At 69.3% G+C, this 22037-nt stretch carries 22 protein-coding genes; 3 read left to right on the top strand and 19 right to left on the bottom strand.

The window, feature by feature from the left end:
• Positions 1 to 108 precede the first annotated feature (108 nt).
• Complete coding sequence (locus OG801_RS19050) at positions 109 to 1266, top strand: THUMP-like domain-containing protein (protein ID WP_406030542.1); 1158 nt, start codon at positions 109 to 111, stop codon at positions 1264 to 1266.
• Between the two features lie 28 nt (positions 1267 to 1294).
• Here OG801_RS19050 and tsaD read toward each other — a convergent pair whose 3' ends face one another.
• The 10 genes from tsaD to glmS form a co-directional block, all read right to left on the bottom strand.
• The gene (tsaD, locus tag OG801_RS19045) at positions 1295 to 2341 is read right to left on the bottom strand and encodes a tRNA (adenosine(37)-N6)-threonylcarbamoyltransferase complex transferase subunit TsaD (protein ID WP_406030540.1); all 1047 of its coding nucleotides are present in this window, start codon (positions 2339 to 2341) and stop codon (positions 1295 to 1297) included.
• Positions 2342 to 2518: 177 nt separating this feature from the next.
• Positions 2519 to 3052 (bottom strand): hypothetical protein, encoded by a 534-nt coding sequence (locus OG801_RS19040; protein WP_406030538.1) that lies wholly within the window; start codon positions 3050 to 3052, stop codon positions 2519 to 2521.
• Between the two features lie 74 nt (positions 3053 to 3126).
• Positions 3127 to 3573 (bottom strand): ribosomal protein S18-alanine N-acetyltransferase, encoded by a 447-nt coding sequence (rimI, locus tag OG801_RS19035; protein WP_406030536.1) that lies wholly within the window; start codon positions 3571 to 3573, stop codon positions 3127 to 3129.
• Positions 3570 to 4220, bottom strand: a complete 651-nt coding sequence (tsaB, locus tag OG801_RS19030) for a tRNA (adenosine(37)-N6)-threonylcarbamoyltransferase complex dimerization subunit type 1 TsaB (RefSeq protein WP_355019873.1) — start codon at positions 4218 to 4220, stop codon at positions 3570 to 3572. The genes rimI and tsaB overlap by 4 nt, the downstream gene beginning before the upstream one ends.
• A gap of 10 nt (positions 4221 to 4230) precedes the next feature.
• Entirely contained in the window at positions 4231 to 5175 is a 945-nt protein-coding gene (gene tsaE / locus OG801_RS19025; RefSeq protein WP_406030533.1) for a tRNA (adenosine(37)-N6)-threonylcarbamoyltransferase complex ATPase subunit type 1 TsaE, read from the bottom strand.
• Complete coding sequence (locus tag OG801_RS19020) at positions 5172 to 6269, bottom strand: alpha/beta hydrolase (protein WP_355019875.1); 1098 nt, start codon at positions 6267 to 6269, stop codon at positions 5172 to 5174. Before OG801_RS19020 ends, tsaE begins: the two co-directional genes overlap by 4 nt.
• A complete protein-coding gene (alr, locus tag OG801_RS19015) occupies positions 6266 to 7453 on the bottom strand; it encodes an alanine racemase (RefSeq protein ID WP_406030531.1) in 1188 nt (395 codons plus the stop codon). The genes OG801_RS19020 and alr overlap by 4 nt, the downstream gene beginning before the upstream one ends.
• A gap of 20 nt (positions 7454 to 7473) precedes the next feature.
• A complete protein-coding gene (locus OG801_RS19010; protein WP_406030529.1) occupies positions 7474 to 8829 on the bottom strand; it encodes an NAD(P)H-hydrate epimerase in 1356 nt (451 codons plus the stop codon).
• 112 nt (positions 8830 to 8941) lie between these two features.
• Positions 8942 to 9295 (bottom strand): holo-ACP synthase, encoded by a 354-nt coding sequence (locus OG801_RS19005; protein WP_091051775.1) that lies wholly within the window; start codon positions 9293 to 9295, stop codon positions 8942 to 8944.
• Between the two features lie 13 nt (positions 9296 to 9308).
• Positions 9309 to 11153 (bottom strand): glutamine--fructose-6-phosphate transaminase (isomerizing), encoded by a 1845-nt coding sequence (gene glmS / locus OG801_RS19000; RefSeq protein ID WP_406030527.1) that lies wholly within the window; start codon positions 11151 to 11153, stop codon positions 9309 to 9311.
• Positions 11154 to 11223: 70 nt separating this feature from the next.
• On the opposite strand from glmS, the gene coaA reads away from it, so the two are divergent.
• A complete protein-coding gene (gene coaA, locus OG801_RS18995; RefSeq protein WP_406030525.1) occupies positions 11224 to 12189 on the top strand; it encodes a type I pantothenate kinase in 966 nt (321 codons plus the stop codon).
• Positions 12190 to 12311: 122 nt separating this feature from the next.
• Here the strand turns inward: coaA and glmM are convergent, their stop codons facing one another.
• The 5 genes from glmM to OG801_RS18970 all read right to left on the bottom strand — a co-directional run bounded on the left by glmM (position 12312) and on the right by OG801_RS18970 (position 16799).
• Complete coding sequence (gene glmM, locus OG801_RS18990; protein ID WP_355019880.1) at positions 12312 to 13667, bottom strand: phosphoglucosamine mutase; 1356 nt, start codon at positions 13665 to 13667, stop codon at positions 12312 to 12314.
• Positions 13668 to 13771: 104 nt separating this feature from the next.
• Positions 13772 to 14272, bottom strand: a complete 501-nt coding sequence (gene rpsI / locus OG801_RS18985; RefSeq protein WP_183541754.1) for a 30S ribosomal protein S9 — start codon at positions 14270 to 14272, stop codon at positions 13772 to 13774.
• 14 nt (positions 14273 to 14286) lie between these two features.
• Positions 14287 to 14730: a 50S ribosomal protein L13 gene (rplM, locus tag OG801_RS18980; protein ID WP_355019881.1), complete on the bottom strand. Its 444-nt coding sequence runs from the start codon at positions 14728 to 14730 to the stop codon at positions 14287 to 14289.
• 441 nt (positions 14731 to 15171) lie between these two features.
• Positions 15172 to 15393 (bottom strand): hypothetical protein, encoded by a 222-nt coding sequence (locus tag OG801_RS18975; protein WP_355019882.1) that lies wholly within the window; start codon positions 15391 to 15393, stop codon positions 15172 to 15174.
• A complete protein-coding gene (locus OG801_RS18970; protein WP_406030523.1) occupies positions 15390 to 16799 on the bottom strand; it encodes a FlgD immunoglobulin-like domain containing protein in 1410 nt (469 codons plus the stop codon). The genes OG801_RS18975 and OG801_RS18970 overlap by 4 nt, the downstream gene beginning before the upstream one ends.
• Before the next feature lie 238 nt (positions 16800 to 17037).
• On the opposite strand from OG801_RS18970, the gene rocD reads away from it, so the two are divergent.
• Complete coding sequence (gene rocD / locus OG801_RS18965) at positions 17038 to 18276, top strand: ornithine--oxo-acid transaminase (protein WP_355227009.1); 1239 nt, start codon at positions 17038 to 17040, stop codon at positions 18274 to 18276.
• A 106-nt stretch (positions 18277 to 18382) separates the two neighbouring features.
• Here rocD and OG801_RS18960 read toward each other — a convergent pair whose 3' ends face one another.
• The 4 genes from OG801_RS18960 to OG801_RS18945 form a co-directional block, all read right to left on the bottom strand.
• Positions 18383 to 19453 (bottom strand): nitrate- and nitrite sensing domain-containing protein, encoded by a 1071-nt coding sequence (locus OG801_RS18960; RefSeq protein ID WP_406030520.1) that lies wholly within the window; start codon positions 19451 to 19453, stop codon positions 18383 to 18385.
• Entirely contained in the window at positions 19450 to 19974 is a 525-nt protein-coding gene (locus OG801_RS18955; protein WP_355019886.1) for a SigE family RNA polymerase sigma factor, read from the bottom strand. The genes OG801_RS18960 and OG801_RS18955 overlap by 4 nt, the downstream gene beginning before the upstream one ends.
• A gap of 72 nt (positions 19975 to 20046) precedes the next feature.
• The gene (locus OG801_RS18950) at positions 20047 to 21303 is read right to left on the bottom strand and encodes a hypothetical protein (protein ID WP_406030518.1); all 1257 of its coding nucleotides are present in this window, start codon (positions 21301 to 21303) and stop codon (positions 20047 to 20049) included.
• Entirely contained in the window at positions 21303 to 21899 is a 597-nt protein-coding gene (locus tag OG801_RS18945; protein ID WP_406030516.1) for an RNA polymerase sigma factor, read from the bottom strand. The genes OG801_RS18950 and OG801_RS18945 overlap by 1 nt, the downstream gene beginning before the upstream one ends.
• Positions 21900 to 22037 lie beyond the last annotated feature (138 nt).

Genomic DNA, 22037 nt, shown 5'->3' with positions numbered 1-22037 from the left:
CAGAACTCGACGTGGGGGTCTACGCACCCGGCGGATCCTAGATCACAAACACCCGGTGGGGTAATGGAGTTTGCCCAGACCGGAAACCGGCCTGAGAGGATCGGATGCATGGATCTCGACGCCTTCTCCTGGTTGCTGACCGATGACGGGCAGCGGCTGCTGGCGCGGGCCACCGAGATGACGGGGTCGGCCCTGGCGGTGCAGACCGCGCTGCGCAAGGACGAGGCGGCCGAGCGCGTGGCCGTGGCGATGACCCAGGTCGACCTGCGCCGGAAGGCGGCCGCCAAGTTCGGCGACCTGGCACCGCGGATGTACTTCACCCCCGACGGCCTCGAGCAGGCCACCCGCCTCGCTGTCGCCCACCATCGGGCGGCGCGGTTGCGTGCCTTCGACGCGGCGAGCGTCATCGACCTGGGCTGCGGGATCGGCGGTGACCTGATCGCGTCCTCGCGTGCCGGGCTCACCGCCGCCGGGGTCGACCACGATCCGGAGCGGGTCGCCGTCGCCCAGGCGAACCTCGACGCCCTCGGGCTGCCCGGTGCCGTCACCGTCGCCGACGCCACAGGTGTCGACCATTCCCCCTTCGACGTCGCGTACGCCGACCCGGCACGCCGCGGCGCCAAGGGCCGGGTCTTCTCCGCGGAGGGGTGGGCGCCGCCGTGGTCGTGGGTCGAGACGCTCTTCGCGCGCGACGCGTGCGTGAAGGTCGCCCCCGGGATCCCGCACGATCTCGTACCCGACAAGGTCGAGGCCGAATGGGTCAGCGACCGCGGCGAGGTCAAGGAGGCCGCGCTGTGGTCGGGTTCGTTGGCCAGCACCCACCGCCGGGCCACCGTGATCGGCGAGCGCGGCCTGGCGACGCTCACCTCCGAGGACGATCCCGGTGCCGAGGTCGGCCCGGTCGCCGAGTTCCTCTACGAGCCCGACGGGGCCGTGATCCGCGCGGGGCTGGTCACCGCCGTCGCCGCCGGGGTGCAGGGCCACCTGATCGACGAGCACATCGCGTACGTCGCCTCCTCCGCCTCCTTCGAGACACCGTTCGCCCGCGGGTATCAGGTGCTCGAGGAGCTCCCCTACCGGGACAAGCAGCTCAAGGCGGCGCTGCGCGAGCGCGGGATCGGGAAGCTGACCATCAAGAAGCGCGGCGTACAGGTCGTCCCCGAGCAGCTCCGCAAGCGGCTCGCGCTGTCCGGCACCGAGGAGGCCACGATCGTGCTCACCCGTGTCGCCGGCGAGGGAACGTGTCTGTTGGTGCGGCCCTTCTGAGGGTGGTCTCGACAAGCTCGACCACCGGTTAGACCAGGACGGTTGTGATCGGCTGGGAGGAGTCCGCCGGGAGATCAAGCGCCGAAGGCGTACGTCCCCTGGCCACCATCTCCGCCCCCAGAGCCGCCACCATCGCCCCGTTGTCGGTGCACAGGCCCGGGCGCGGGACTCGGACGCGGATGCCGAGCTTGGTGGCACGCTCCTCGGCGAGCACCCGGAGCCGGCTGTTGGCCGCGACCCCGCCGCCGATGATGATGTCCTCGATGCCTTCTGAAGAGGCTGCGTCGAGCGCCTTGCGCACCAGGACGTCGACCACGGCCTCCTGGAAGCTGGCGGCCACATCGGCAACCGGGACGGGTTCGCTGCTGCGCTCCTTGGCCTCGATCCAGCGGGCGACCGCGGTCTTGAGGCCGGAGAAGGAGAAGTCGAAGCGGTGACGCTCCAGGTCGCGGCGGCCGGTGAGCCCGCGAGGGAAGTCGATCGCGATCGAGCTGCCCGCAGTGGCGGTCCGGTCGATCACCGGGCCGCCCGGGAAGCCGAGGCCGAGCAGGCGGGCGACCTTGTCGAAGGCCTCGCCCGCGGCGTCGTCGATGGTCGCGCCCATCGGGTCGACACCCTCGGTGATGTCGGTGATTTTGAGCAGGCTGGAGTGGCCGCCGGAGACGAGCATGGCAACGCACGGCTCGGGAAGCGGCCCGTGCTGCAGCTGGTCGACCGCGACGTGCGAAGCCAGGTGGTTGACACCGTAGATCGGCTTGTCGAGGCCGAGGGCGAGTGCCTTGGCCGCCGCCACCCCGACCAGCAGGGCACCCGCGAGTCCCGGTCCCGAGGTGACGGCGATCGCGTCGACGTCGTGGAGCTTGATGCCCGACTCCGCGCAGGCACGCTCGATCGTCGGCACCATCGCCTCCAGGTGCGCCCGGCTGGCGACCTCCGGCACGACCCCGCCGAACCGGGCATGCTCCTCGACGCTGCTCGCCACCGCGTCTGCCAGCAGAGTGTGCCCGCGCACCACCCCGATCCCCGTCTCATCGCACGACGTCTCGATCCCGAGCACTAGCGGTTCATCGGCCATAGGTGCATTCTGCCGTGTCACCGTCGAGTCTCCTTGAATCGGTCCGGTCGAGGCACTGGTCTCTCCGGTGAAAGAAAATTTTCTTTCACGCGCGGGGCCACGCACCAGAGGGGACGCTGCAGTCCGTCACCACGTCGAGCGCAAGGGCACTTCTCCGTCGTGAAAGAAAGTTTTCTTTCACATGCGCCCAGCTTGGTTTCCAGGTACAACAGCGTCGGCCCGCATCCGAGAAGCTTCATCGAGGTCCATGGGGGCGTGACCGTCGCAGATGCTCACCCAGAGCCCCCGAAGGACCACCGCCTCGCGCACGACGTCCGATCGCCGGATCGCGTGGCCGAGGATCAAGTGCAGCTCCCGCCAGGCCTCGGCGACCTGCTCCGCAACGGAGTCGTCGGAACGGCCGATCTCCTCGAATGCCAAGAGCGTCCTGATCGGGAGAAACTCATTGTCCCTGCACGGCATGAACCCTGCTGCGCCCCTGGCACCCGAGCGGTCACGCATGACGTCGAGGATGACGCCCAGATACGCTCCCGCCGCCCAAGCGAGCTTCCCTTTGCCACCGCCGAGCCATCGATGAACTGTCGGGACGCTGGCGCCCATCGTTTCACCGATCTGCTTCAGAGATGGCGTCCGCAGCCCGTGCAGGGCGATGGCACGTGCCAGCCCCAGACCGGCCTCCCGTGCGTTCGAATCTGTAGCGAACTGAACCATGGCGGCAGCAGATCATGGATCGGAAATCTCCGTCGAAAGTTATCCACAGCTGCCCGTAGACGACCGACCGGGACTCAGCCGAGCTCCATGGCCAGAACGATCCCAGTCGCACCGTCGCGGTAGTAGCGTTCGCGGCGGTCGATCTCGATGAATCCGGCCTGGTGGTAGAACTCGATGGCCCCGACGTTGCCCTCACGCACCTCGAGGAGGAGTCGCTCGGCTCCCTCGCCCCGAGCGAGGTCGATCGACGCGGCGAGGAGCGATCCACCGATCCCGCGGCGGCGCTGCTCCTCGGCCGTCGCGATCCGCTGGAGCTCGGCGATCTCGTAGACGACGCTCACCAGCGCATGGCCGATGACCGTTCCCGCATCATCGACGGCGACAAGGATCCTGACAGTCGGCATCTTCCCGTCGATCGCCACCTGCAGGTACTCGGGCGTCCAGGCGTCGTCGGGGAACGCCTCGAGCTCGAGGGCAGCGATTGCGTCGACGTCGTCCGAGCCAGCCGGGCGTACGTTCACTGGGAAACCTTCTTCTGAACCTTCTTCTGGGCAGCCTGCTCCACCGCATCAGGCCTGCGCAGGTAGAGCGGCTCGGGATCCATCAGCTCGACCTGCTCCTCGGCGACCGCCCGGGCCAGCCAACCGGCGGACGGGCGTACCGGGCCGAGCGGCGTCGGGAACGCGTCGGGATAGAGCAACGCCCCCTCCCCGACGACCGGCGCCGAGGTGGCGACCTCGGCGGGGCGGGCGACGACAGGGCCCTCGAGGCGTACGCCGTCGGGGTCGTAGGAGGCCAGGTAGACCTCCTTGCGCCGCGCATCCGTGGCCACGAAGAAAGGCCCGCCGACCCCGGAGGCAACGGCCTCCACCGCCAGCACGTCCAGCGTGCAGGCCGCATAGACCGGGATCTCCAGCGCGAACCCGAGCGTCCGGGCGGTGACCAGCCCGACCCGCAGGCCGGTGAACGGCCCGGGGCCTGCGCCAACGGCGATGGCGGTCAGATCCTGGCGTACGATCCCGGCCTCCGTCAGGACGTCGGAGATCAGTGGCGCAAGCTGCTCACCATGCTTCATGGTGCGGTCGGAGACGACCTCGGCGACGACGTCGTCCCCATCGTGGAGCGCCACAGTCACTTGGGGCGTGGCGGTGTCAAAGGCGAGAAGCACAACTCACACCCTAGAGCGCGCTGAGGTCCACGCCGCGCCAGCGGGCCCCGACAGGGACGATCTCCACGCGTCGAGGATCCGCACCGTCGGGCGCCTCGACCAGATCCAACGGAGCCTCGTCTGCCTCGGCACGTACGATCCGGATTTCCAACCGGGACTCGGAGAGCCCCTCGGCCAGGCCCTCGCCCCACTCCACGACCGTCACCGCGTCGTCGAGATCGGTGTCCAGGTCGAGGTCGTCGAGCTCCTCGATCCCGCCGAGCCGATAGGCGTCGACGTGGACGAGCTCCGGGCCGCCGACCGTCGAGGGATGCACCCGGGCGATCACGAAGGTCGGCGAGGTGATCTCGCCGCGCACCCCGAGCCCCGCCCCGAGGCCCTTGGTGAAGGTGGTCTTGCCGGCGCCGAGGCCGCCGGAGAGGACGAGTACGTCGCCGGCGGCGACCAGCGCGGCCACCCGCCGGCCGAGCTCGAACATGGCGTCGGCGTCGAGCGCCTCGACGACATGCTCGTTCAGCGGACGATGGAGGCGCACAGCGGGAGACTCACGGGAGATCTCCCGAAACCCTTGCCGCACCCAGAACCGCAGCGTCTCCGGAAGCTCCTCGCGCGCGATCACCGCGAGATCGTCGAAACCCTCGGAGACCGCGACGCCGGCGGCGTACGTCACCATCTTGTGCGCCACCCCATGACCCTGCTGATCAGGCAGAACAGCGAAACGACGCAGCCACAGGGTCGAGTCCTCGGGATCCATGAGGACGGCCCCGACACCGACCCCGTCCAATCGCGCCACCACTCCGCCGAAGCCGGAGAGGCGTTCCTTCATCGACCCCTCGGTCTCCCCGAGCGCATCCGCGGGCGGATCCAGCGGCGGGCGAGCGGAGAAGGCCTCCCGGACGATACCGAGCACCTCGGTCGCGGCCTCCGGCCCGACCCGCTCGAAGACGAGCGTCATGCCGAAGCCGCATCCCGGGTGGCCGAGGCGAGCAGCTGGTCGAGCTCGGCGTTGACCTGACCATGGCGCTCGAGGATGACCATGTGGCCGGCCTTCTCACACTCGACCAACCGGGAGCCCGGGATGTAGGAGTGCAGCTTGCGGCTGTGGCCGATCGAGGTCAGCCGGTCGGCGGTGCCGCAGATGATCGTGGTCGGCACCCTGCCGAGCGTGGTGATCGACGCGAACTTGTCCAGCGCCCGGAAGCTCGGGAAGAACTCCGCGACGACCTCGAACGGCGTCTGAGAGAGCAGTCCGTCCACGAAGTCGACGTACGCCTCCGGCACCTCGTCCCCGAAGGCGAACACATCGGTGAAGACGGTCGCCACCGAGGCCCCCATCGCGCGGAACCGGTCGACGATCCCATGTCCCCTGGCCAGCGTCCGTATGGTGCGGTTGGCGATCCCGCCGGACAGCTTGGCCGGGAGCACCGGGATCAGCAGCCGGCTCGGGTCCAGTCCACCGGCGGTCGTCGAGATCAGGGCGGTGCCGATGATGCGGCCACCCTTGTCGTACGGCGCGAACAGCTCGGGGTGGTCCTCGGCGAGCGCGGCGATCGTCATCCCGCCCATCGAGTGGCCTACCAGGATCACCGGACCCTCCGGCACGACCGCGTCCAGCACCCGGAGCAGGTCGTCGCCGAGCTGATCGATGGTGGCGTTGCCGAGCGAGGAGCGGCCGCTGCGGCCGTGGCTGCGCTGGTCGTAGAAGACCGACCGCACCAGGCCCCGGTAGGCGGCGCGCTGGAAGTGCCAGCAGTCGAGGTTGAGGCAGTAGCCGTGCACGAAGACGAGCGTCACCCCGTTCGCCCCGCCGGGGTGCGAGTGAGCCGGGTCGACCTCGTCGACCTCGACATGAAGAGGTACGCCGTCGGAGGTCACCACGGTGACCGGGCAGGACCGCAGCGTACCGAGCGGGGTCCGGTCCTCGGGGCGTTCCTCGATCGCGCGGCGGTGCTTCCTGACCACCACTGCGCCGCGGGCCGCGGCAGCGACCGCCGCCGCTCCCAGAGTGCCCGCCGCGATCTGGCCGATCCGTGCTGCGATGCTGCTCATGTGTCGTCTCCCTGCTCGGTGTCGACGTCTGTGTCAACATAACGGCGCTTCATCCGTCCTCCGATTCTGGTGACGACCTCGTAGGCGATGGTCTCGCTCGCCTCGGCCCAGTCCTGGGCGGTCGGCTCGCCATCGGCACCGGTGCCCCACAGGAGCACCTCGGCACCGCGTTCGACCGAGGCGTCCCCGAGATCGACGACGATCTGGTCCATGCAGATGGTGCCGCGCACGGGGTATCGAGCTCCGTCGATCCACACCTCGGCGCGATTCCCGGCACGACGCTGGATGCCCTCGGCGTAGCCGACCGGGATCAGCCCCACCCTCGTCGGCTCGTCGGCCACCCAGGTGTGGTTGTAGGAGACACCCGCACCGGCCTCGATCGGCTTCACCAGCGCGAGCTCGGCCCGCACGGTCATCGCCGGGACGAGTCCGAGATCGGCCCACGGCGATCCCTCGACGCCAGGCGCCGGGTCGACGCCGTACGTCGCGATCCCTACCCGCACCAGGTCGAGCCGCGCACCGGGGCGCAGCAGCGCTCCCGCGGAGTTGGCCAGGTGACGTACCTCCGGCCGGAGGCCGGCCTCCTCGGCGACCGCGAGCGCCTCGGCGAAGACCTTCTCCTGGAGGGCGCTGGCTGGGTCGGCGGTGTTCTCGCTGGCGCTGAAGTGCGACCAGATCCCGGTGACCCGGATCGCTCCCTCGGCCTCCAGGATGCGCGCCATCCCGACCAGCTTCGACCAGTCGGCGAAGGCGGCGCCGCCCCGGCTGAGTCCGGTGTCGACCTTGAGCTGCACCCGGGGCGTACGGCCCAGGGTGTCGCCGGCCGCTGCGAACTTCTCCAGGTCGGCGATCGTGTAGGCGGTGACATCGATGTCCGCAGCCACGAGCTCCTCGGCGGGCTCGCTGGGCATGATCAGCCAGGCCAGCAGCCTGCCCTCGTCGCCGGCTGCGCGCAGCGCGAGCGCCTCGTCGGCCGAGGCCACGCCGAGCCAGTCCGCGCCGCCCTCACGAGCGGCCCGCCCGGCCTCGACCAGGCCGTGCCCGTAGCCGTCGGCCTTGACCACCGTCATGATCGGCGTACGCAGGTGCTCCCGCAGCCGCGAGACGTTGTGTCGGATCGCGGCGAGGTCGATGACGATCTCGGCTCGCCGAAGCGGAGCCCGAGGCGCTGGGCTCGGTGACATGGTGTCAAGGATAGTTCGTGCTAACTGGAGACAGCAGGAAGGGACCGGATAACGGCGGGTATCGCGGCGGCGACGCCGCTCGCCGTGACCGGCCCGCCGTCACTGGCGAGAGTGGCGGCCGCACCGTGCAGCCAGGCGCCCGCGGAGGCGGCGTCGATGGGAGCGAGACCGGCGGCCAGCAGCGAGCCGATCAGTCCGCCGAGCACGTCCCCCGAGCCGGCGGTGGCCAGCCAGGAGGTACCCGTGGTGTTGACCCGTACCGGTGTGTCGGGGTCCGGTGAGGCGATCGTGGTACGCCGCCCCTTGAGCAGCACCACCGCGTCGAACCGCTTGGCCGCGAGCCGTGCGTAGTGCAGCGGACGAGCCTCGATGTCGCCGCGATCCTCACGGATCAGCGCCGCGAGCTCGCCGGCGTGCGGAGTCAGGATCGCGGGCAACCCGAGCGGCCCGTTCAGCGCACGCAGGCTGTCGGCGTCGATGACCAGAGGTACGCCGCTCGCCCGGGCGAACGCGAGCGCGCTGTTGGCGCCGTCGGCGCTGCCGGAGCCGACCACCCAGGCCTGTGCCTGGCCGTCGCCCACGACCTCCGGGTTGTGTCGCTTGACCCACTCCGAGGCGGTGCCGACGTAGCGGACCATCCCGGCCAGCCCGGTGTTGGCTCCGGAGACGGCCAGCAGCGCGGCTCCTGGGTAGGTGGCGCTGCCAACCCTCAGCCCGACCACGCCGCGGGAGTACTTGTGCCCGTCCGGCGCGGGACGCGGCACCAGGTCCGCCACATCGGCGGCCTCGAGGCTCTCGATCGCCGGCGTCGGGAGCCGGAGGCCGATGTCGACCAGCTGGACCGTCCCGCACGCCGACGCGGCCGGGTCGAGCAGGTGACACGGCTTGTGGGTTCCGAAGGTGACCGTCAGGTCGGCGGTCACATGGGCTCCGTCGACCTCCCCTGTGTCTACGCAGACCCCGCTCGGCGTATCGACGGAGACGACCGGGATCCCGGCGAGCAGAGCCAGTGCTGCCTCGGCGTCCGGCCGCAGCCCGGGCTTGCCCCCGATCCCCACGATCCCGTCGATGACGACCGAGGGTTGTGAACCTGAGCGTGGCCTATAGCCCTCGCTGAGCTTCACAACCCTGCCCCCGGCGGCCTTCAGAGCCACCAGACCACCGGGGTGGGCCTTGTCGGAGAGCAACCACGCCTCTACCTGCGCACCGCGGCGCGCGAGAAGCGCACCGGCGTACAACGCATCTCCGCCGTTGTCCCCGCTCCCGACGAGCAGCACGATGCGCTTCCCGTAAGCCCCCCTCAAGAGGTCGATGACCGCGTAGGCCAGCCCGGCCGCCGCACGCTGCATCAGGGCATCTTCTGGCAGGCTCGCCATCAGGGCCTTCTCTGCCGCTCTGACCTGCTCAACCGAGTGCGCACGCCGCATGGCCCAAGCCTACGCGCCAATGCACTGGCGGGGTTGGGCCGAAGGCCTCGAACAAGCCCCGTCAGTCCTCCAGGACGACCATCGCCGAGGCGATGCCGGCGTCGTGGGAGAGCGAGAGGTGGACGGTGGCGACACCGAGCTTCGTGGCCTGCGCCAGCACGGTGCCGCGGAGCTCGAACCGAGGCTGCCCGGAGGACTCCGAGATCACCTCGGCGTCGTGCCACTCCATCCCCTGCGGCGCACCGAGCGCCTTGGCGAGCGCCTCCTTGGCGGCGAACCTGGCGGCCAGCGAGGCCATCGGCTTCGTCGCCTCCGCGGGCGTGAACAGGCGCTCGCGCAGCCGAGGCGTACGCTCCAGCGACTCCTCGAAGCGCTCCAGGTCGCAGACGTCGATGCCGACTCCGAGGACAGCCATCAGTGGACCGCCATCACTCGACCGTGACGGACTTGGCGAGGTTGCGCGGCTGGTCGACGTCGTAGCCGAGCTCGGTGGCGAGCTGGCAGGCGAAGAGCTGCATCGGTACGACCGCGACGAGCGGCTGCAGGAGCACCGGCACCTTGGGCAGCCGGATGATCGTGTCGGAGACCGAGTCGACCGAGTCGTCGCCCTCCTCGACCAGGGCGATGGTGCGGGCGCCGCGGGCGCGGACCTCCATGATCCCGGAGCGCATCTTGTCGTGCAGGAAGTCGCGGCCGCGCGGGGGCACGATGCACCAGATCGGCAGGCCCTCCTCGACCAGCGCGATCGGACCGTGCTTGAGCTCGCCGGCGGCGAACCCCTCGGCGTGCAGGTAGGCGAGCTCCTTGAGCTTGAGCGCACCCTCCAGCGCCACCGGGTAGCCGGCGTGGCGGCCCAGGAACAGGAAGGCCCGGCGGTCCGCGTACTCACGCGCCAGGTCGTAGACCTGCGGCGCGGTCTCCAGCACCTTCTCGACCGCCGCGGGCATCGCCTCGAGCTGGGTCATCACGCCGTCGATCTCATCGCCGTACATGGTGCCCTTGACCTGGGCCAGGTAGAGCGCGAGCAGGTAGCAGGCGACCAGCTGGGTGACGTACCCCTTGGTCGAGGCGACCCCGATCTCCGGGCCGGCGTGGGTGTAGATGACCGCATCGGACTCGCGCGGGATCGTGGAGCCGTTGGTGTTGCAGATCGCCAGCACCTTGGAGCGCTGCGAGCGCGCGTGCCGGATCGCCTGCAGCGTGTCAGCGGTCTCGCCGGACTGCGAGATCGCCACCACCAGGGTGGAGTTGTCGAGGATCGGGTCGCGGTAGCGGAACTCGGAGGCCAGCTCGACCTCGACCGAGATCCGGCACCAGTGCTCGATGGCGTACTTCGCGACCATCCCCGCGTAGAACGACGTCCCCGCGGCGATGATGATGATCTTGGTGACCTCGCGCAGCTCGTCGTCGTCGAGCCGCATCTCGTCGAGGTGCAGAGACCCCGAAGGCGTACGCCGCCCCAGCAGCGAGTCGGCGACCGCACGAGGCTGCTCGAGGATCTCCTTGCGCATGAACCAGTCGTGGCCGTCCTTCTCGGCGGCGGCCAGGTCCCAGTCGACGTGGAAGCGGCGGCCTTCGGCGGGGGTGCCGTCGAAGTTGGTGACTGTCGCGCCGTCGCGGGTGATGGTGACGACCTGGTCCTGGTCGAGCTCCATCGCCTCGCGGGTGTGCTCGATGAAGGCGGCGACGTCGGAGCCGAGGAACGACTCCCCCTCGCCCAGTCCGACCACGAGCGGGCTGTTGCGCCGGGCGGCGACGACCCGGGACGGGTCCTGGGCGTCGATCGCGACGAAGGTGAACGCACCTTCGAGGATCGAGCAGACCTTCTGCATCGCGATGGTCAGGTCGGCTCCGCCGACGACCTCGCGCTCGAGCAGGTGGGCGGCGACCTCGGTGTCGGTCTGCGAGGTGAACTCGTGTCCGTCTGTCTCCAGCGAGGCCCGCAGCTCGGCGAAGTTCTCGATGATGCCGTTGTGCACGACCGCGACGCGGCCGGTGCGCCCGACGTGCGGGTGGGCGTTGCCGTCGGTCGGGCCGCCGTGGGTCGCCCAGCGGGTGTGGCCGATCCCGGTCGTCGACGCCGGCAGCGGCGTGCCCGCGATCGCCTTCTCCAGGTTGGCGAGCTTGCCGGCCCTCTTGTCCACCGCAAGCTTCTGGTCCGCGATCAGGGCGATCCCAGCCGAGTCATAGCCGCGGTACTCCAACCGCCGCAGTCCATCGATCACGACGTCCTGCGCCGACCGGTCTCCGACGTACCCAACGATGCCGCACATGGCGGATGATCCTACGGCTCTCGTGGACCCCAGCAGGAAGCGGCGGCGCATGTGCGTAACAATCGTTGCCATGTCACACCCCGGGCCACACGGCGATGACCGCGGCTCCTCGCCCTACGTCGAGCTCGACCGTAGCGCGTGGGCCGAGCTCGCGACCGAGACCGAGAGTCCGCTGACCGAGGCCGAGATCGAGTCTCTGCGGGGCCTGGGCGACCAGATCGACCTCAAGGAGGTCGAGGAGGTCTACCTGCCGCTGAGCCGGCTGCTCAGCCTCTACGTGAGCGCCTCGGACAAGCTCCACGACCAGCAGGAGCTCTTCCTCGGCAAGACGATGCCGGAACGTACGCCGTTCGTCATCGGCGTTGCCGGATCCGTCGCCGTCGGCAAGTCGACCACGGCTCGTGTGCTGCAGCAGATGCTCGCCCACTGGCCCGAGCACCCCAACGTCGCCCTGGTCACCACCGACGGGTTCCTCTACCCCAACGCCGAGCTCGAGCGTCGCGGCCTGATGGAGCGCAAGGGCTTCCCGGAGTCGTACGACCGCAAGGCCCTGCTCCGCTTCCTCGTCGACCTCAAGTCGGGTGAGGACGAGGTGCGCGCGCCGATCTACTCACACCTGACCTACGACGTCACCGACCAGACCGTGCTGGTCAAGAAGCCCGACATCGTCATCCTCGAGGGTCTCAACGTCCTGCAGCCCTCCCGGGTCCGTGCCGACGGCACCATCGCCCTCGCCCTCTCGGACTTCTTCGACTTCTCCGTCTTCGTCGACGCCGACCCCCGCGACATCAAGCAGTGGTACGTCGAGCGGTTCCTGCGGCTGCGCGAGACCGCCTTCCGCGACCCGTCGTCCTACTTCACGAAGTACGCCGCCCTGTCGCACGACGAGGCCATCACCCGCGCCACCGAGATCTGGAACGAGATCAACGGCCCCAACCTCCGCGAGAACGTCCTCCCCACCCGCTCCCGCGCCACCCTCGTCCTCCGCAAGGACCGCGACCACTCCGTCCGCTACGTGCGTCTGCGGAAGATCTAGGGTCGGGGCGGTTGGGATACCCGGTTAACCGGGTATCCCTGCACTTAATGGGTGTTGCATTGCCCGAGAAGTGCAGGAATACCCTGTTAACCGGGTATTCCTGGGGCCAGTGTGACGAATGATCAGAGAGCGAGCCGCGCGCGTACGACGTCAGCAAGCCGCTCGGCACAGGCCTCGGCCTCGTGATGGGTGGGGGCCTCGACCATGACGCGTACGAGGTTCTCGGTGCCCGACGGGCGCAGCAGGATCCGGCCGGAGCCGGCGAGAGCCTTCTCCTCGGCGGCGACGGCATCGAGGAGGCCGTCGTCGGTCTTGCAGCGGGCCTTGTCGACGCCCTTGACGTTGAGCAGGACCTGCGGGAGGCGGGTGACGACGGAGGCGAGATCGGCGAGGGTGCGCCCGGTGAGGGTCATCCGCTGCAGGACGTGCAGCGCGGTGAGGATGCCGTCGCCGGTGGTGGCGTGCTCGCTCATGATGATGTGGCCGGACTGCTCGCCACCGATGGCGTAGCCGCCCCGGCGCATCTCCTCGAGCACGTAGCGGTCACCCACGGCGGTCTGCTTGACGTGGACGCCCGCGGCGTCCATCGCCTTGACGAAACCGAGGTTGCTCATCACGGTGACGACCACGGTGTCGTCCGGGAGCCGGCCGGCGTCGTGGAGCCCGAGGGCGAGGATCGCGATGAGCTGGTCGCCGTCGACGAGGTTGCCCTCACCGTCGACGGCCAGGCAGCGGTCGGCGTCGCCGTCCCAGGCGAACCCGACGTCGGCGCCGTGCTCGAGGACCGCCTTCTGGAGCATCTCCGGGTGGGTCGAACCGACCCCGTCGTTGATCGAGAGGCCGTCGTTGACGTCGTTGATCGCGATCACCTTCGCCCCGGCCTGGTCCAGGGCCAGCGGGCCCGCGGCTGCGGCCGCGCCGTTGGCGCAGTCGACGACGACGGTCAGCCCGTCGAGGCGGCGCTCCAGGGTGGAGATCAGGTGGGCTGCGTACGTCTCCACGGGGTTCTCGTGGGACGAGATCCGGCCCACCGAGGCGCCAGTGGGGCGGTCCCAGGGCTCGTCGAGGTGTGCCTCGATCCGGTCCTCGAGCACGTCGTCGAGCTTGTGCCCGCCGCGCTGGAGGAACTTGATGCCGTTGTCGGGCATCGGGTTGTGCGAGGCCGAGATGACCACACCGAGGTCGGCCTGGAGGGCCGCGGTGAGGTAGGCGACCCCGGGCGTCGGCAGCACGCCGACGTCGATCACGTCGCAGCCGGCCGAGGCCAGACCGCCGGCCACCGTGGCCTGCAGGAACTGCCCGGAGACGCGCGAGTCGTTGCCGACCACCGCCAGCGGCTTGCGTCCGCTGCCGGAATCGCGCAGCTCCTCGGTCAGGACCAGTGCCGCCGAGGTCGCCAGGTTCTGGGCGAGCGAGGCGGTGAGGATCTCGCCGTTCGCGAGACCACGAACTCCGTCAGTGCCGAAAAGGCGTGCCACGTCCGTGTGACCTTCTTTCGTACGTCGGCCCCCGCCCGAAAAATGAGTCGGGGTGCCTCGGCGAGCCGAGGCACCCCAACAATGCTAGGCGATCTGCTGGGCGATCAGCGCTTGCTGAACTGCGAGGCCTTGCGGGCCTTCTTGAGACCGGCCTTCTTGCGCTCCACGACGCGGGCGTCGCGGGTCAGCAGACCGGCCTTCTTCAGGGTCGGGCGGTTGGCCTCTTCGTCAACGATGTTGAGCGAGCGGGCCACGCCGAGACGCAGCGCGCCGGCCTGACCGGCGATGCCGCCGCCGTCGATGCGGGCGATCACGTCGAAGCGACCCTCGAGCTGCAGCGCGGCGAACGGCTCGTTCGCGATCTGCTGGTGCAGCTTGTTGGGGAAGTAGTCCTCGATGGTGCGACCGTTGATGGTCCACGAACCGGTGCCCGGGACGATCCGGACGCGGGCCACGGACTCCTTGCGGCGGCCGGTCGCGGCGGCCGGGGCGATGGTCGCCGGGCGCTCGGGGGTGTCGGCGGACGGGGCGCTCTCGGAGGTGAAAGCAACGCCCTGCTCGTCGGTCTCGAAGGTCTCCTCGACCTCTGCGGTGTTCTCAGTCATGTCCTGGTCCTGGCTCACTGGGCGATCTGCTTGATCTCGAACGGAACGGCCTGCTGCGCGACGTGCGGGTGCGTCGGACCGGAGTAGACCTTGAGCTTCTTGAGCATCTGGCGGCCGAGCTTGTTCTTCGGCAGCATGCCCCACACAGCGGTCTCGATCGCCTTGCGAGCGTCCTTCTCGAGGATCTCGCCGATCGGGGTCGCGGTCAGACCGCCCGGGTAGCCCGAGTGGCGGTAGGCCAGCTTGGTCTTGGCCTTGTTGCCGGAGAGGGAGACCTTCTCGGCGTTGATGACGATGACGAAGTCGCCGGTGTCCGCGTTGGGCGCGAAGATCGGCTTGTGCTTGCCGCGCAGGAGCTCAGCGGTCTGGACAGCGAGACGGCCGAGACGGACGTCGGTCGCGTCGATCACGAGCCAGGCCCGCTCGATGTCGCCCGGCTTGGGAGCGTAAGTACGCACTTGTGCCTTCTTAGTTCGTTGGACCCGGCGCACGGATGCGCACCGGGATGGTGCTGCGTGGCTTCTGACGAACACGGCCCGGCTTGCCCTGTCCTCTGGGTGGTCCCAGCGGCAGTCATCCGGATCTGCGCCCCTGACCGTGCGAAATGATCAGGACGCGGCAGGAGTCACGACCTCACAAGGTTACGAGCCCCCGCACGGCATAGACAAATCAAGACGTACGCCGCCGGTCGGGGAGCCGGGCGGCGTACGCGATCTTGGAACGGGTCAGCTCGCCTGACCCTGGTTTCCAGTGTCCGTCCGGTTCCTGTGATGAGGCTGTGACGGGCCTTCAGCTCTGCTGAAAACCACAGACGTACGCCGCCGGGACCGTGCCCGGCGGCGTACGTCTCATTCTGCTCGTGTCGACTAGTGGTCGACTAGTGGTCGGCTAGTGGTCGGCTAGTGGTCGGCGCCGACCTCACCCTCGGGGGCGTACAGGTCGGTGACCTCCTCCGGATCCGGGGCCGAGCGCTCCTCGGGTCCCGGAGCGGCCGGCTGGTTCTTCTCGACGACGGGTCGCTTCGGCTCCTCCTCGCCGGTGAGGGCGAGGACGCCGCCGAACGCGCCGGCGGCGACCAGCACCGCTGCGACGGCCAGCATCAGCTTGCGTGCCATGGTCACGCGAGCACGCGGTACTGGATGCCGACCGAGTACTTCCAGATGTCGTAGCGCGAGCTCGAGTTGAGCCCGGCGGTCCACCACACGGCGGGGCAGTACTGCGTCGACGTGCGGCTCTGGATCAGGCTGTTGGGCGAGGCGACGGACGCCATCGTCTTCCACTTGACCGAGTTGCCGAACTGGTGCTTCTGGCGGCTGGCCCAGTCGGACGGACGCAGGACGGTGGAGACCATGTAGACGTTCTTCGTGTAGCCCTTCGGACGACCGCCGTAGTGCTTCAGCGACAGGTTGCGGTAGTTGCCGTCGACCGACTTCGGCAGGCACTTGACGTTCTCGGTGTAGACGGTCGCCTTGGAGCTGGTGCCGGACGCCTTGCAGCGTACGTTCGAGCGCAGGCCGCGGGACTCGGACCAGTCGCTGCGAGCGGGCGCCTTGAGGGTCGAGCAGGAGCCGACGTACTTGTAGTTGAGGGCGTCCGCGGCGGTGACCGTCCTGCTGTAGGTCTTCCAGGTCAGCTTCTTGGCGGACGCGGCGACCGAGATCTGGGCGGCGGTGGCGTTGCCGGCCCTGTCCTTGGTCTCGACGCGGATGTAGTAGGTGCCCGAGACCCGGGTGCCGGCGTTGTTGTAGCCGTTCCACGCGTAGGACGTGGTGCCGGAGAAGCTCGAGGACGAGCCCAGGGTGCGGACGAGGGTGCCGCCGGCGGTGACCACCTTGGCGGTGAAGCCGACGGTCTCGTTCACGGTGAACTTCGCCGTGACCGTGTCGCGGTAGCCGTCCTTGTAGGGGTAGAAGGTCGTCAGGTTGCGGCTCAGGGTGACGACCGGCTTGGTGGCGTCGACGGCACCGAGATCGGCGGTGACGGAGTCGGTCGCGCCGCCCTCACCCTCGATGAACGCGGTGATCCGGTAGGTGTCGGTCGCGGTCGGCATTGTCGCCTGGACCGTCCCGACGCCGTCGGCGTCGAGCGTGATCGGCGCCGACTGCGGGCCGCTCGGCGAGGTGCCGTTCGAGCCGGTGATCGTCCAGTTGGCCACCGGGTTCGCCCCGAGCGCCTCGACGTTCTCGACGTCGTACGTCACGGGGAGCGTCGCGCCCCCAGCTGGGGTCGTGGCGGGGACGGTGATCACGACAGTGGTCACCACGGCGGCGGTCGGCTCCTCCGCCACGCCCTCCGTGGCGGGCTCGGTCTCGGGCTCAGTCTCGGGCTCGGTCTCAGTCGCGGGCCCCGTCTCCGGCTCGGTCACGGTTTCCGTCTCGGTCTCCGTCCCGGGATCGGGCTGCGACGGGTCGGCGGGGGCCGTCTCCGACGGGTCGGTGGTGGTCGACGGGGTCTCCGTCGCGAAAGCCGGCACCGCCGGCACGATCAGGGCGACGGCAGCAGCCGCCACCAGTGCGCGGATGCGCATCTGTGGTTCCTCCGAGTCTCTTACCCGAGATGGTCTGGGTCGCTTCGCTGCCAGAGAACGCGAGGCGGGCGGACGGAACCTATACCCCCAGACGCACCGTCCGCACCGAGATTTACCGCCGTGTTACCGACCGGGAGACAACGATGAGACATCTGGCGTAGCCTGATCGTAGGATTGTCTGACAATCAGATGATCTTGGCTCAGATCACCGAGAACGCCCCACAGATGGAGGAGTGCGATGACCCTGCTCAACGAGGCTCAGGCCACCGCTGCGACCAGCTTGACCCCCGCCGCCTTCGCGGCTGCCGAGGCGCACTCCGCGCACAACTACCACCCCCTCGAGGTGGTGATCAGCCACGCCGAGGGCGCCTGGGTGACCGACGTCGACGGCCGCCGCTGCCTCGACATGCTGGCCGGATACAGCGCGCTGAACTTCGGTCACGGCCACCCCGCCCTGCTGTCGGCAGCCCGTGAGCAGCTCGACAAGGTCACTCTCACCTCGCGTGCGTTCGTGCACGACCAGTTCGCCGAGTTCACCGCCCGCCTGGCCGCGATGTGCGGCAAGGACATGGTGCTGCCGATGAACACCGGCGCCGAGGCCGTCGAGACCGCGATCAAGGTCGCCCGCAAGTGGGGCTACGACGTCAAGGGCGTCCCCGCCGACCAGGCCGAGATCATCGTGATGGCCGGCAACTTCCACGGCCGCACGACCACGATCGTCGGCTTCTCCGACGACGCCGACGCGCGCGACGGCTTCGGCCCGTTCGCTCCCGGCTTCGTGATGGTGCCCTACGCCGACCTCGCCGCGATCGAGGCCGCGATCACCCCCAACACGGTGGCCGTGCTGGTCGAGCCGATCCAGGGCGAGTCCGGCGTCGTCATCCCCGGCGACGACTTCCTGATCGGGCTGCGCGAGGTCTGCACCCGCGAGAACGTGCTCTTCGCCGCCGACGAGATCCAGGCCGGCCTGGGCCGTACGGGCTACACCTTCGCCTGCGACCACGCCGGCGTGAAGCCGGACATGTACATCCTCGGCAAGGCCCTCGGCGGCGGCATCGTCCCCGTCTCGGCCGTCGTCGCCGACCGCGATGTGCTCGGCGTCATCGGCCCCGGCCAGCACGGCTCCACCTTCGGCGGCAACCCGCTCGCCTGCGCCGTCGGCACCGCCGTCGTCGACCTGCTGGAGACGGGCGAGTTCCAGGCCCGCGCCGAGGCGCTCGGCCAGGTCCTGCGCGACCGCCTCCTGGCGATGGTCGGCAAGGGCATCGTCGGCTTCCGCTCCCGCGGCCTGTGGGCCGGCGTCGACATCGACCCGGCGATCGCCAGCGGCCGCGAGATCTGCGAGCGCCTCCTCGCCCGCGGCGTACTCGCCAAGGACACCCACGGCTCCACCATCCGCCTCGCGCCGCCCCTGGTGATCGCCGAGGAGGACCTCCACTGGGCCCTCGACCAGCTCGAGGCGGCAGTCTCGGCCTGACCCAAGCGAGCCTGCAGTTCTGGCGGGCCGAATCTGTAGTTGTGGGCGACGAAACTCTACTTTCGTCGCCCACAACTACCATCTCGGCCGTTTCGCCGTGCCGGGCTCAGTCGACCTCGGCGAGGTCGTCGATGAGCTCGTTCGCCGCCGCGACGGCCAGGTTCTGCAGCCCGCGGAACAGCTCGGTGCAGGACGCCGTATGCTGGTCCGGCGTCATCGTGACCCGGTCGAGATTGCCGTTGGCCAGGACCTGGTTGACCGCCCGTTGCGCGGGAACCCCGACGGCCCCGTTGGTGGCAGTGTTCTTGGTGATCTCGTCGAGGGAGTCGCGCTGAGGTTCCGAGCTCGACGTGTAGAGCGCCGAGAGCGACAGGCGCCACTCAGCCTCGGCCCGAGCAAGCTCGGCGAACTCCTCCTTGCTGAGAGAATCCGCGCCCGCAGCGCCCGCATGCTGCATGGCCTCACGCTTGGCGAGTGCCGTCACCATGATGTTCCGCTGCGTGCCGAGCGACCGGAAGGCGGGGCCCAGGTGGCCGAGCGCCTCGATCTCGTCGTCGATCTCGGCGTCACCGACATACGGCACGAGCGTCGGGATCGCGAGGAGGTCGTTGGAGAGTGCCGACAAGGCCAGTGCCCCCTGCAGCCGAGTCTCCTCCGTACGCATCATGGATCGCGTCTCCGGTAGGGCGGCCAACGACTGCTGGATCTCGGAGGCGAGGTCAGCGAGCTCCTGGTCCCCGCCGTCGATCTTCTCCGCTTTCGCGGTCCAGGTCACGATGGCCTCGTCGGTCTGCTCCTGGATCGGCTTCATCACCACGTCAGGGACGTCCGCGAGGGCAGCGTCGCGCTCGAAGATCAGGTTGATCGCAAGGCCGAACGTGCTGGGCAGCGCCTGCGCGACCGACTCGGCCCGGCGCACCGACGAGGAAGATGTGGAGGTGGGCGACACGGCCGGGTCGGTGGCCCGATCCGCAACGAGAGGCCGCAGCGCGACCCCGGCGATGGCGATGATCCCGGCGGCCATGATGGTCCCGGCGGCGGTGAGCAGTCGCGCCGAGCGCACGCGGCGGCGGCCGCGGCGTACGTCCTCGGAGGGGTCCGGGAGCGGGACCGGAACCGTGGCGCCGATGCGGTAGAGGCGCTCGCGCAGCAGGGTGTCGTCGTCGAAGGTGTTCATCGCCGGCCTCCTCGGGCAGCATCGGGGGCAACGTCGGGGACAGCGAGGCCGGGACGGAGGGCGCGGCGCAGGCTGGCCAGGGCGGCCGAGGTCTGGCTCTTGACCGTCCCGGTGCTGATGCCGAGGTCGGCAGCGGTCTCCTCGACCGACAGACCCCAGTAGTGACGGAGCACGACGACTCGCCGCTGACCTGCGGGAAGCGCACGCAGCGCGGTCCAGAGCTCGTCGAGGTCCTCGGTGTCCGGGCCGCTCGGCGCCGGCCGGTCGACGATCTCGCCGGCCCGCTCACGCCGCCACGGACGACGGCCCTCGTCCAGGTGGCTGTTGACCAGCACCCTGCGCACGTAGGCATCGACGCTGTCGGCCTTCCGCACCTTTCGCCATGCCGCGTACACCTTCGACAGCGTCAGCTGCACGATGTCCTCGGCGCGATGCTCGTCACCGCACAACAGGTACGCCGCGCGGTACAGGTGCGCGCGTCTGTCCCTGACGTAGGCGGTGAACTCCTCGTCCCTGCTCAACGTCTCTCCTCCTCCGATTCCAACCCCCGACGCCCTATTGACGTAACCGGTCGCCGATCGGTTGGGGGCGCCTCAGCCCTTCGGCTGCCACCTCTGATCGAGTACGAAGTCGATGGCGCGGTCCACCGGGATCGCCCCGTCGCCGTACACGCTGACGGTATAGACGGGGCCCTGGAAGACGACGAGGTTCACCGGGTCAGCGGGCTTGCCCATCCAGCGGCGCTTCTTGCCGAGCCCGATGAAGACCTCGTTGCCATCGACGGTGCGGATGATGCAGCCCTTGTAGACGGCGCGGTGGCACGCCTTGTCCATCTGGATCGGGTTGAGCGTCTCCTCCAGCCGCACGTCGACAAGGCCCGGCTCCCCACTGGAGGAGCCGTTCGCCATGTCCTTCTTGACGTCGGTCAGAACGACGGATCCCTCGTGATTGAAGCGCGTCGGCATGCCGTCGTACCACTTTGCCGGGGTTCCGGGCGGGACCAGCGCCTCCAGTGCGGTCCTGCCCAGCTCCTTGGCGTCGACGTCAGGCGGCAGATCCAGCTCCGGTACGACCAGCCGGGGGTCGGCTGCGGCCGCCATGACCTCGTTCTCCCCGAGGTCGACACCGGAGACGGGGATCGTCGAGTTGTTGCCGAACAGTGAGTCGAGCGTGATCGCGACGACCGTCCCGTCGGATCGCTCGACGGCATAGGTGCGTGCGCCACCATGCGTCGCGATTCTCGCCACCTTCGCCCCCGGGTGGTTGACGTCCTCACAGGTCCATCCGGGGTCATCGCACAGGAGGCCGGCTCCATCCCAACCGGGCCCGACGGCCAGCTGAACCATCCCGAGACCGTCCTCGCCTTCGACCGTCCACCCCAGCTTCGTACCGATGGTGCGCCCGCTGCCGGCGTCACCGCTTTGCATGTTGGAGACGGTCTCCTCGAGATGCTCCCCGGTGGGATCCAGGTGCTCGGCGAGGACGTCTCGGTACTTCTGAAGCACCGGGATGTCGCGAGACCACGCGACTCCGTTGCCGTTGAATGCCGCGGGCCACAGCCCCGTGGCGCCGTCCCCGGGGACCTTCACCGGCCCTACCACCCGGTCGGGCACCGGCGACGGCTTGGCCGACGTCTCCAGCGGCCCTGCGATCTGCTTGTCACTGCTCAGCAACGACGTTCTCTGGGCGACCACGACGCCACCGGCCGCCGTGACCGCCACCGCGGCGGCAGCCGCGACGGGCACCATCCACCTCTTCGTACGACTCTCCTGCGAGATCGCCTGCATCAGCTCCGCCTCTCGCCGCGCCTTCACATGGGGGCGCAGACTGCGTTCAGGAATTCCGGTCATCACTTCTCCCCCTCACCCATCAACGCGGCGACCCGCTTGCGTGCGCGGGAGAGCCGGCTGCGTACGGTCCCGACTGGGATGTCGAGAGCCTGGGCAACTTGCAGATAAGAGAGGCCGTCCCAGGCGATGAGCATCAGGATCTGACGGTCCTTGCGGCTGAGCCGGTCGACAGCCACGAGGAGCTCGGACATCCGACGCTCCTCGTCGAGGCGGCGTACGACTCCGTCCGCGTGGTCCTCGGCGTCGTCGAACCGCACCAGCTGCAGCCTGCCCGCCAGTGCGTTCTGCCGGCGGGCACCGCGCGTGGCGTTGCGGCAGACGTTCTCGGCGACCGTGAAGAGCCACGGCATCAGCGAGCCGTCGTAGGCCACCGCCCGTTCGCGCACCCGCCAGACCTCCAGGAACGCCTGGGACATCACGTCCTCGGCGAGGTTCCAGGAAGCCACGCGGCGGAAGCAGAAGTTGTAGACCGGGTCCGCATAGCGCCCGAACAGCTCCGCCATCGCCTCGTGGTCGCCCCGGCGCAGACGCTCCGCCAGACCGCTGTCGTTCTCCGTCACCACGAGTCCGAAGCCCTGGGACTCACTACCTCTCACGCACCCTCTATGTCCGGTACGCCCAGAGGGGTTCCAACTCCGGACGTCCCATTTTCAGGCCCCCATCTGCGTGCCGGGAGCCGTGTAACACGTCGTTCGTAGGACTATTCGCCCTATCAGAACGACCGGATAGTCCTA

This window comes from Nocardioides sp. NBC_00163 (assembly GCF_045206295.1).
In the GTDB taxonomy this organism is placed as follows: Bacteria; Actinomycetota; Actinomycetes; order Propionibacteriales; family Nocardioidaceae; genus Nocardioides.
The sequence above is the reverse complement of the archived record's forward strand: the minus strand, read 5'-3'. Positions and strand labels throughout refer to the sequence as shown.

Bases quoted from the DNA above. Each gene is read 5' to 3' on its own strand.
- OG801_RS19050 (WP_406030542.1), top strand. From the start codon at position 109: ATGGATCTCGACGCCTTCTCCTGGTTGCTGACCGATGACGGGCAGCGG.
- tsaD (WP_406030540.1), bottom strand. From the start codon at position 2,341: ATGGCCGATGAACCGCTAGTGCTCGGGATCGAGACGTCGTGCGATGAG.
- OG801_RS19040 (WP_406030538.1), bottom strand. From the start codon at position 3,052: ATGGTTCAGTTCGCTACAGATTCGAACGCACGGGAGGCCGGTCTGGGG.
- tsaE (WP_406030533.1), bottom strand. From the start codon at position 5,175: ATGACGCTCGTCTTCGAGCGGGTCGGGCCGGAGGCCGCGACCGAGGTG.
- OG801_RS19020 (WP_355019875.1), bottom strand. From the start codon at position 6,269: ATGAGCAGCATCGCAGCACGGATCGGCCAGATCGCGGCGGGCACTCTG.
- alr (WP_406030531.1), bottom strand. From the start codon at position 7,453: ATGTCACCGAGCCCAGCGCCTCGGGCTCCGCTTCGGCGAGCCGAGATC.
- OG801_RS19010 (WP_406030529.1), bottom strand. From the start codon at position 8,829: ATGGCGAGCCTGCCAGAAGATGCCCTGATGCAGCGTGCGGCGGCCGGG.
- OG801_RS19005 (WP_091051775.1), bottom strand. From the start codon at position 9,295: ATGGCTGTCCTCGGAGTCGGCATCGACGTCTGCGACCTGGAGCGCTTC.
- glmS (WP_406030527.1), bottom strand. From the start codon at position 11,153: ATGTGCGGCATCGTTGGGTACGTCGGAGACCGGTCGGCGCAGGACGTC.
- coaA (WP_406030525.1), top strand. From the start codon at position 11,224: ATGTCACACCCCGGGCCACACGGCGATGACCGCGGCTCCTCGCCCTAC.
- rpsI (WP_183541754.1), bottom strand. From the start codon at position 14,272: ATGACTGAGAACACCGCAGAGGTCGAGGAGACCTTCGAGACCGACGAG.
- OG801_RS18970 (WP_406030523.1), bottom strand. From the start codon at position 16,799: ATGCGCATCCGCGCACTGGTGGCGGCTGCTGCCGTCGCCCTGATCGTG.
- rocD (WP_355227009.1), top strand. From the start codon at position 17,038: ATGACCCTGCTCAACGAGGCTCAGGCCACCGCTGCGACCAGCTTGACC.
- OG801_RS18960 (WP_406030520.1), bottom strand. From the start codon at position 19,453: ATGAACACCTTCGACGACGACACCCTGCTGCGCGAGCGCCTCTACCGC.
- OG801_RS18950 (WP_406030518.1), bottom strand. From the start codon at position 21,303: ATGACCGGAATTCCTGAACGCAGTCTGCGCCCCCATGTGAAGGCGCGG.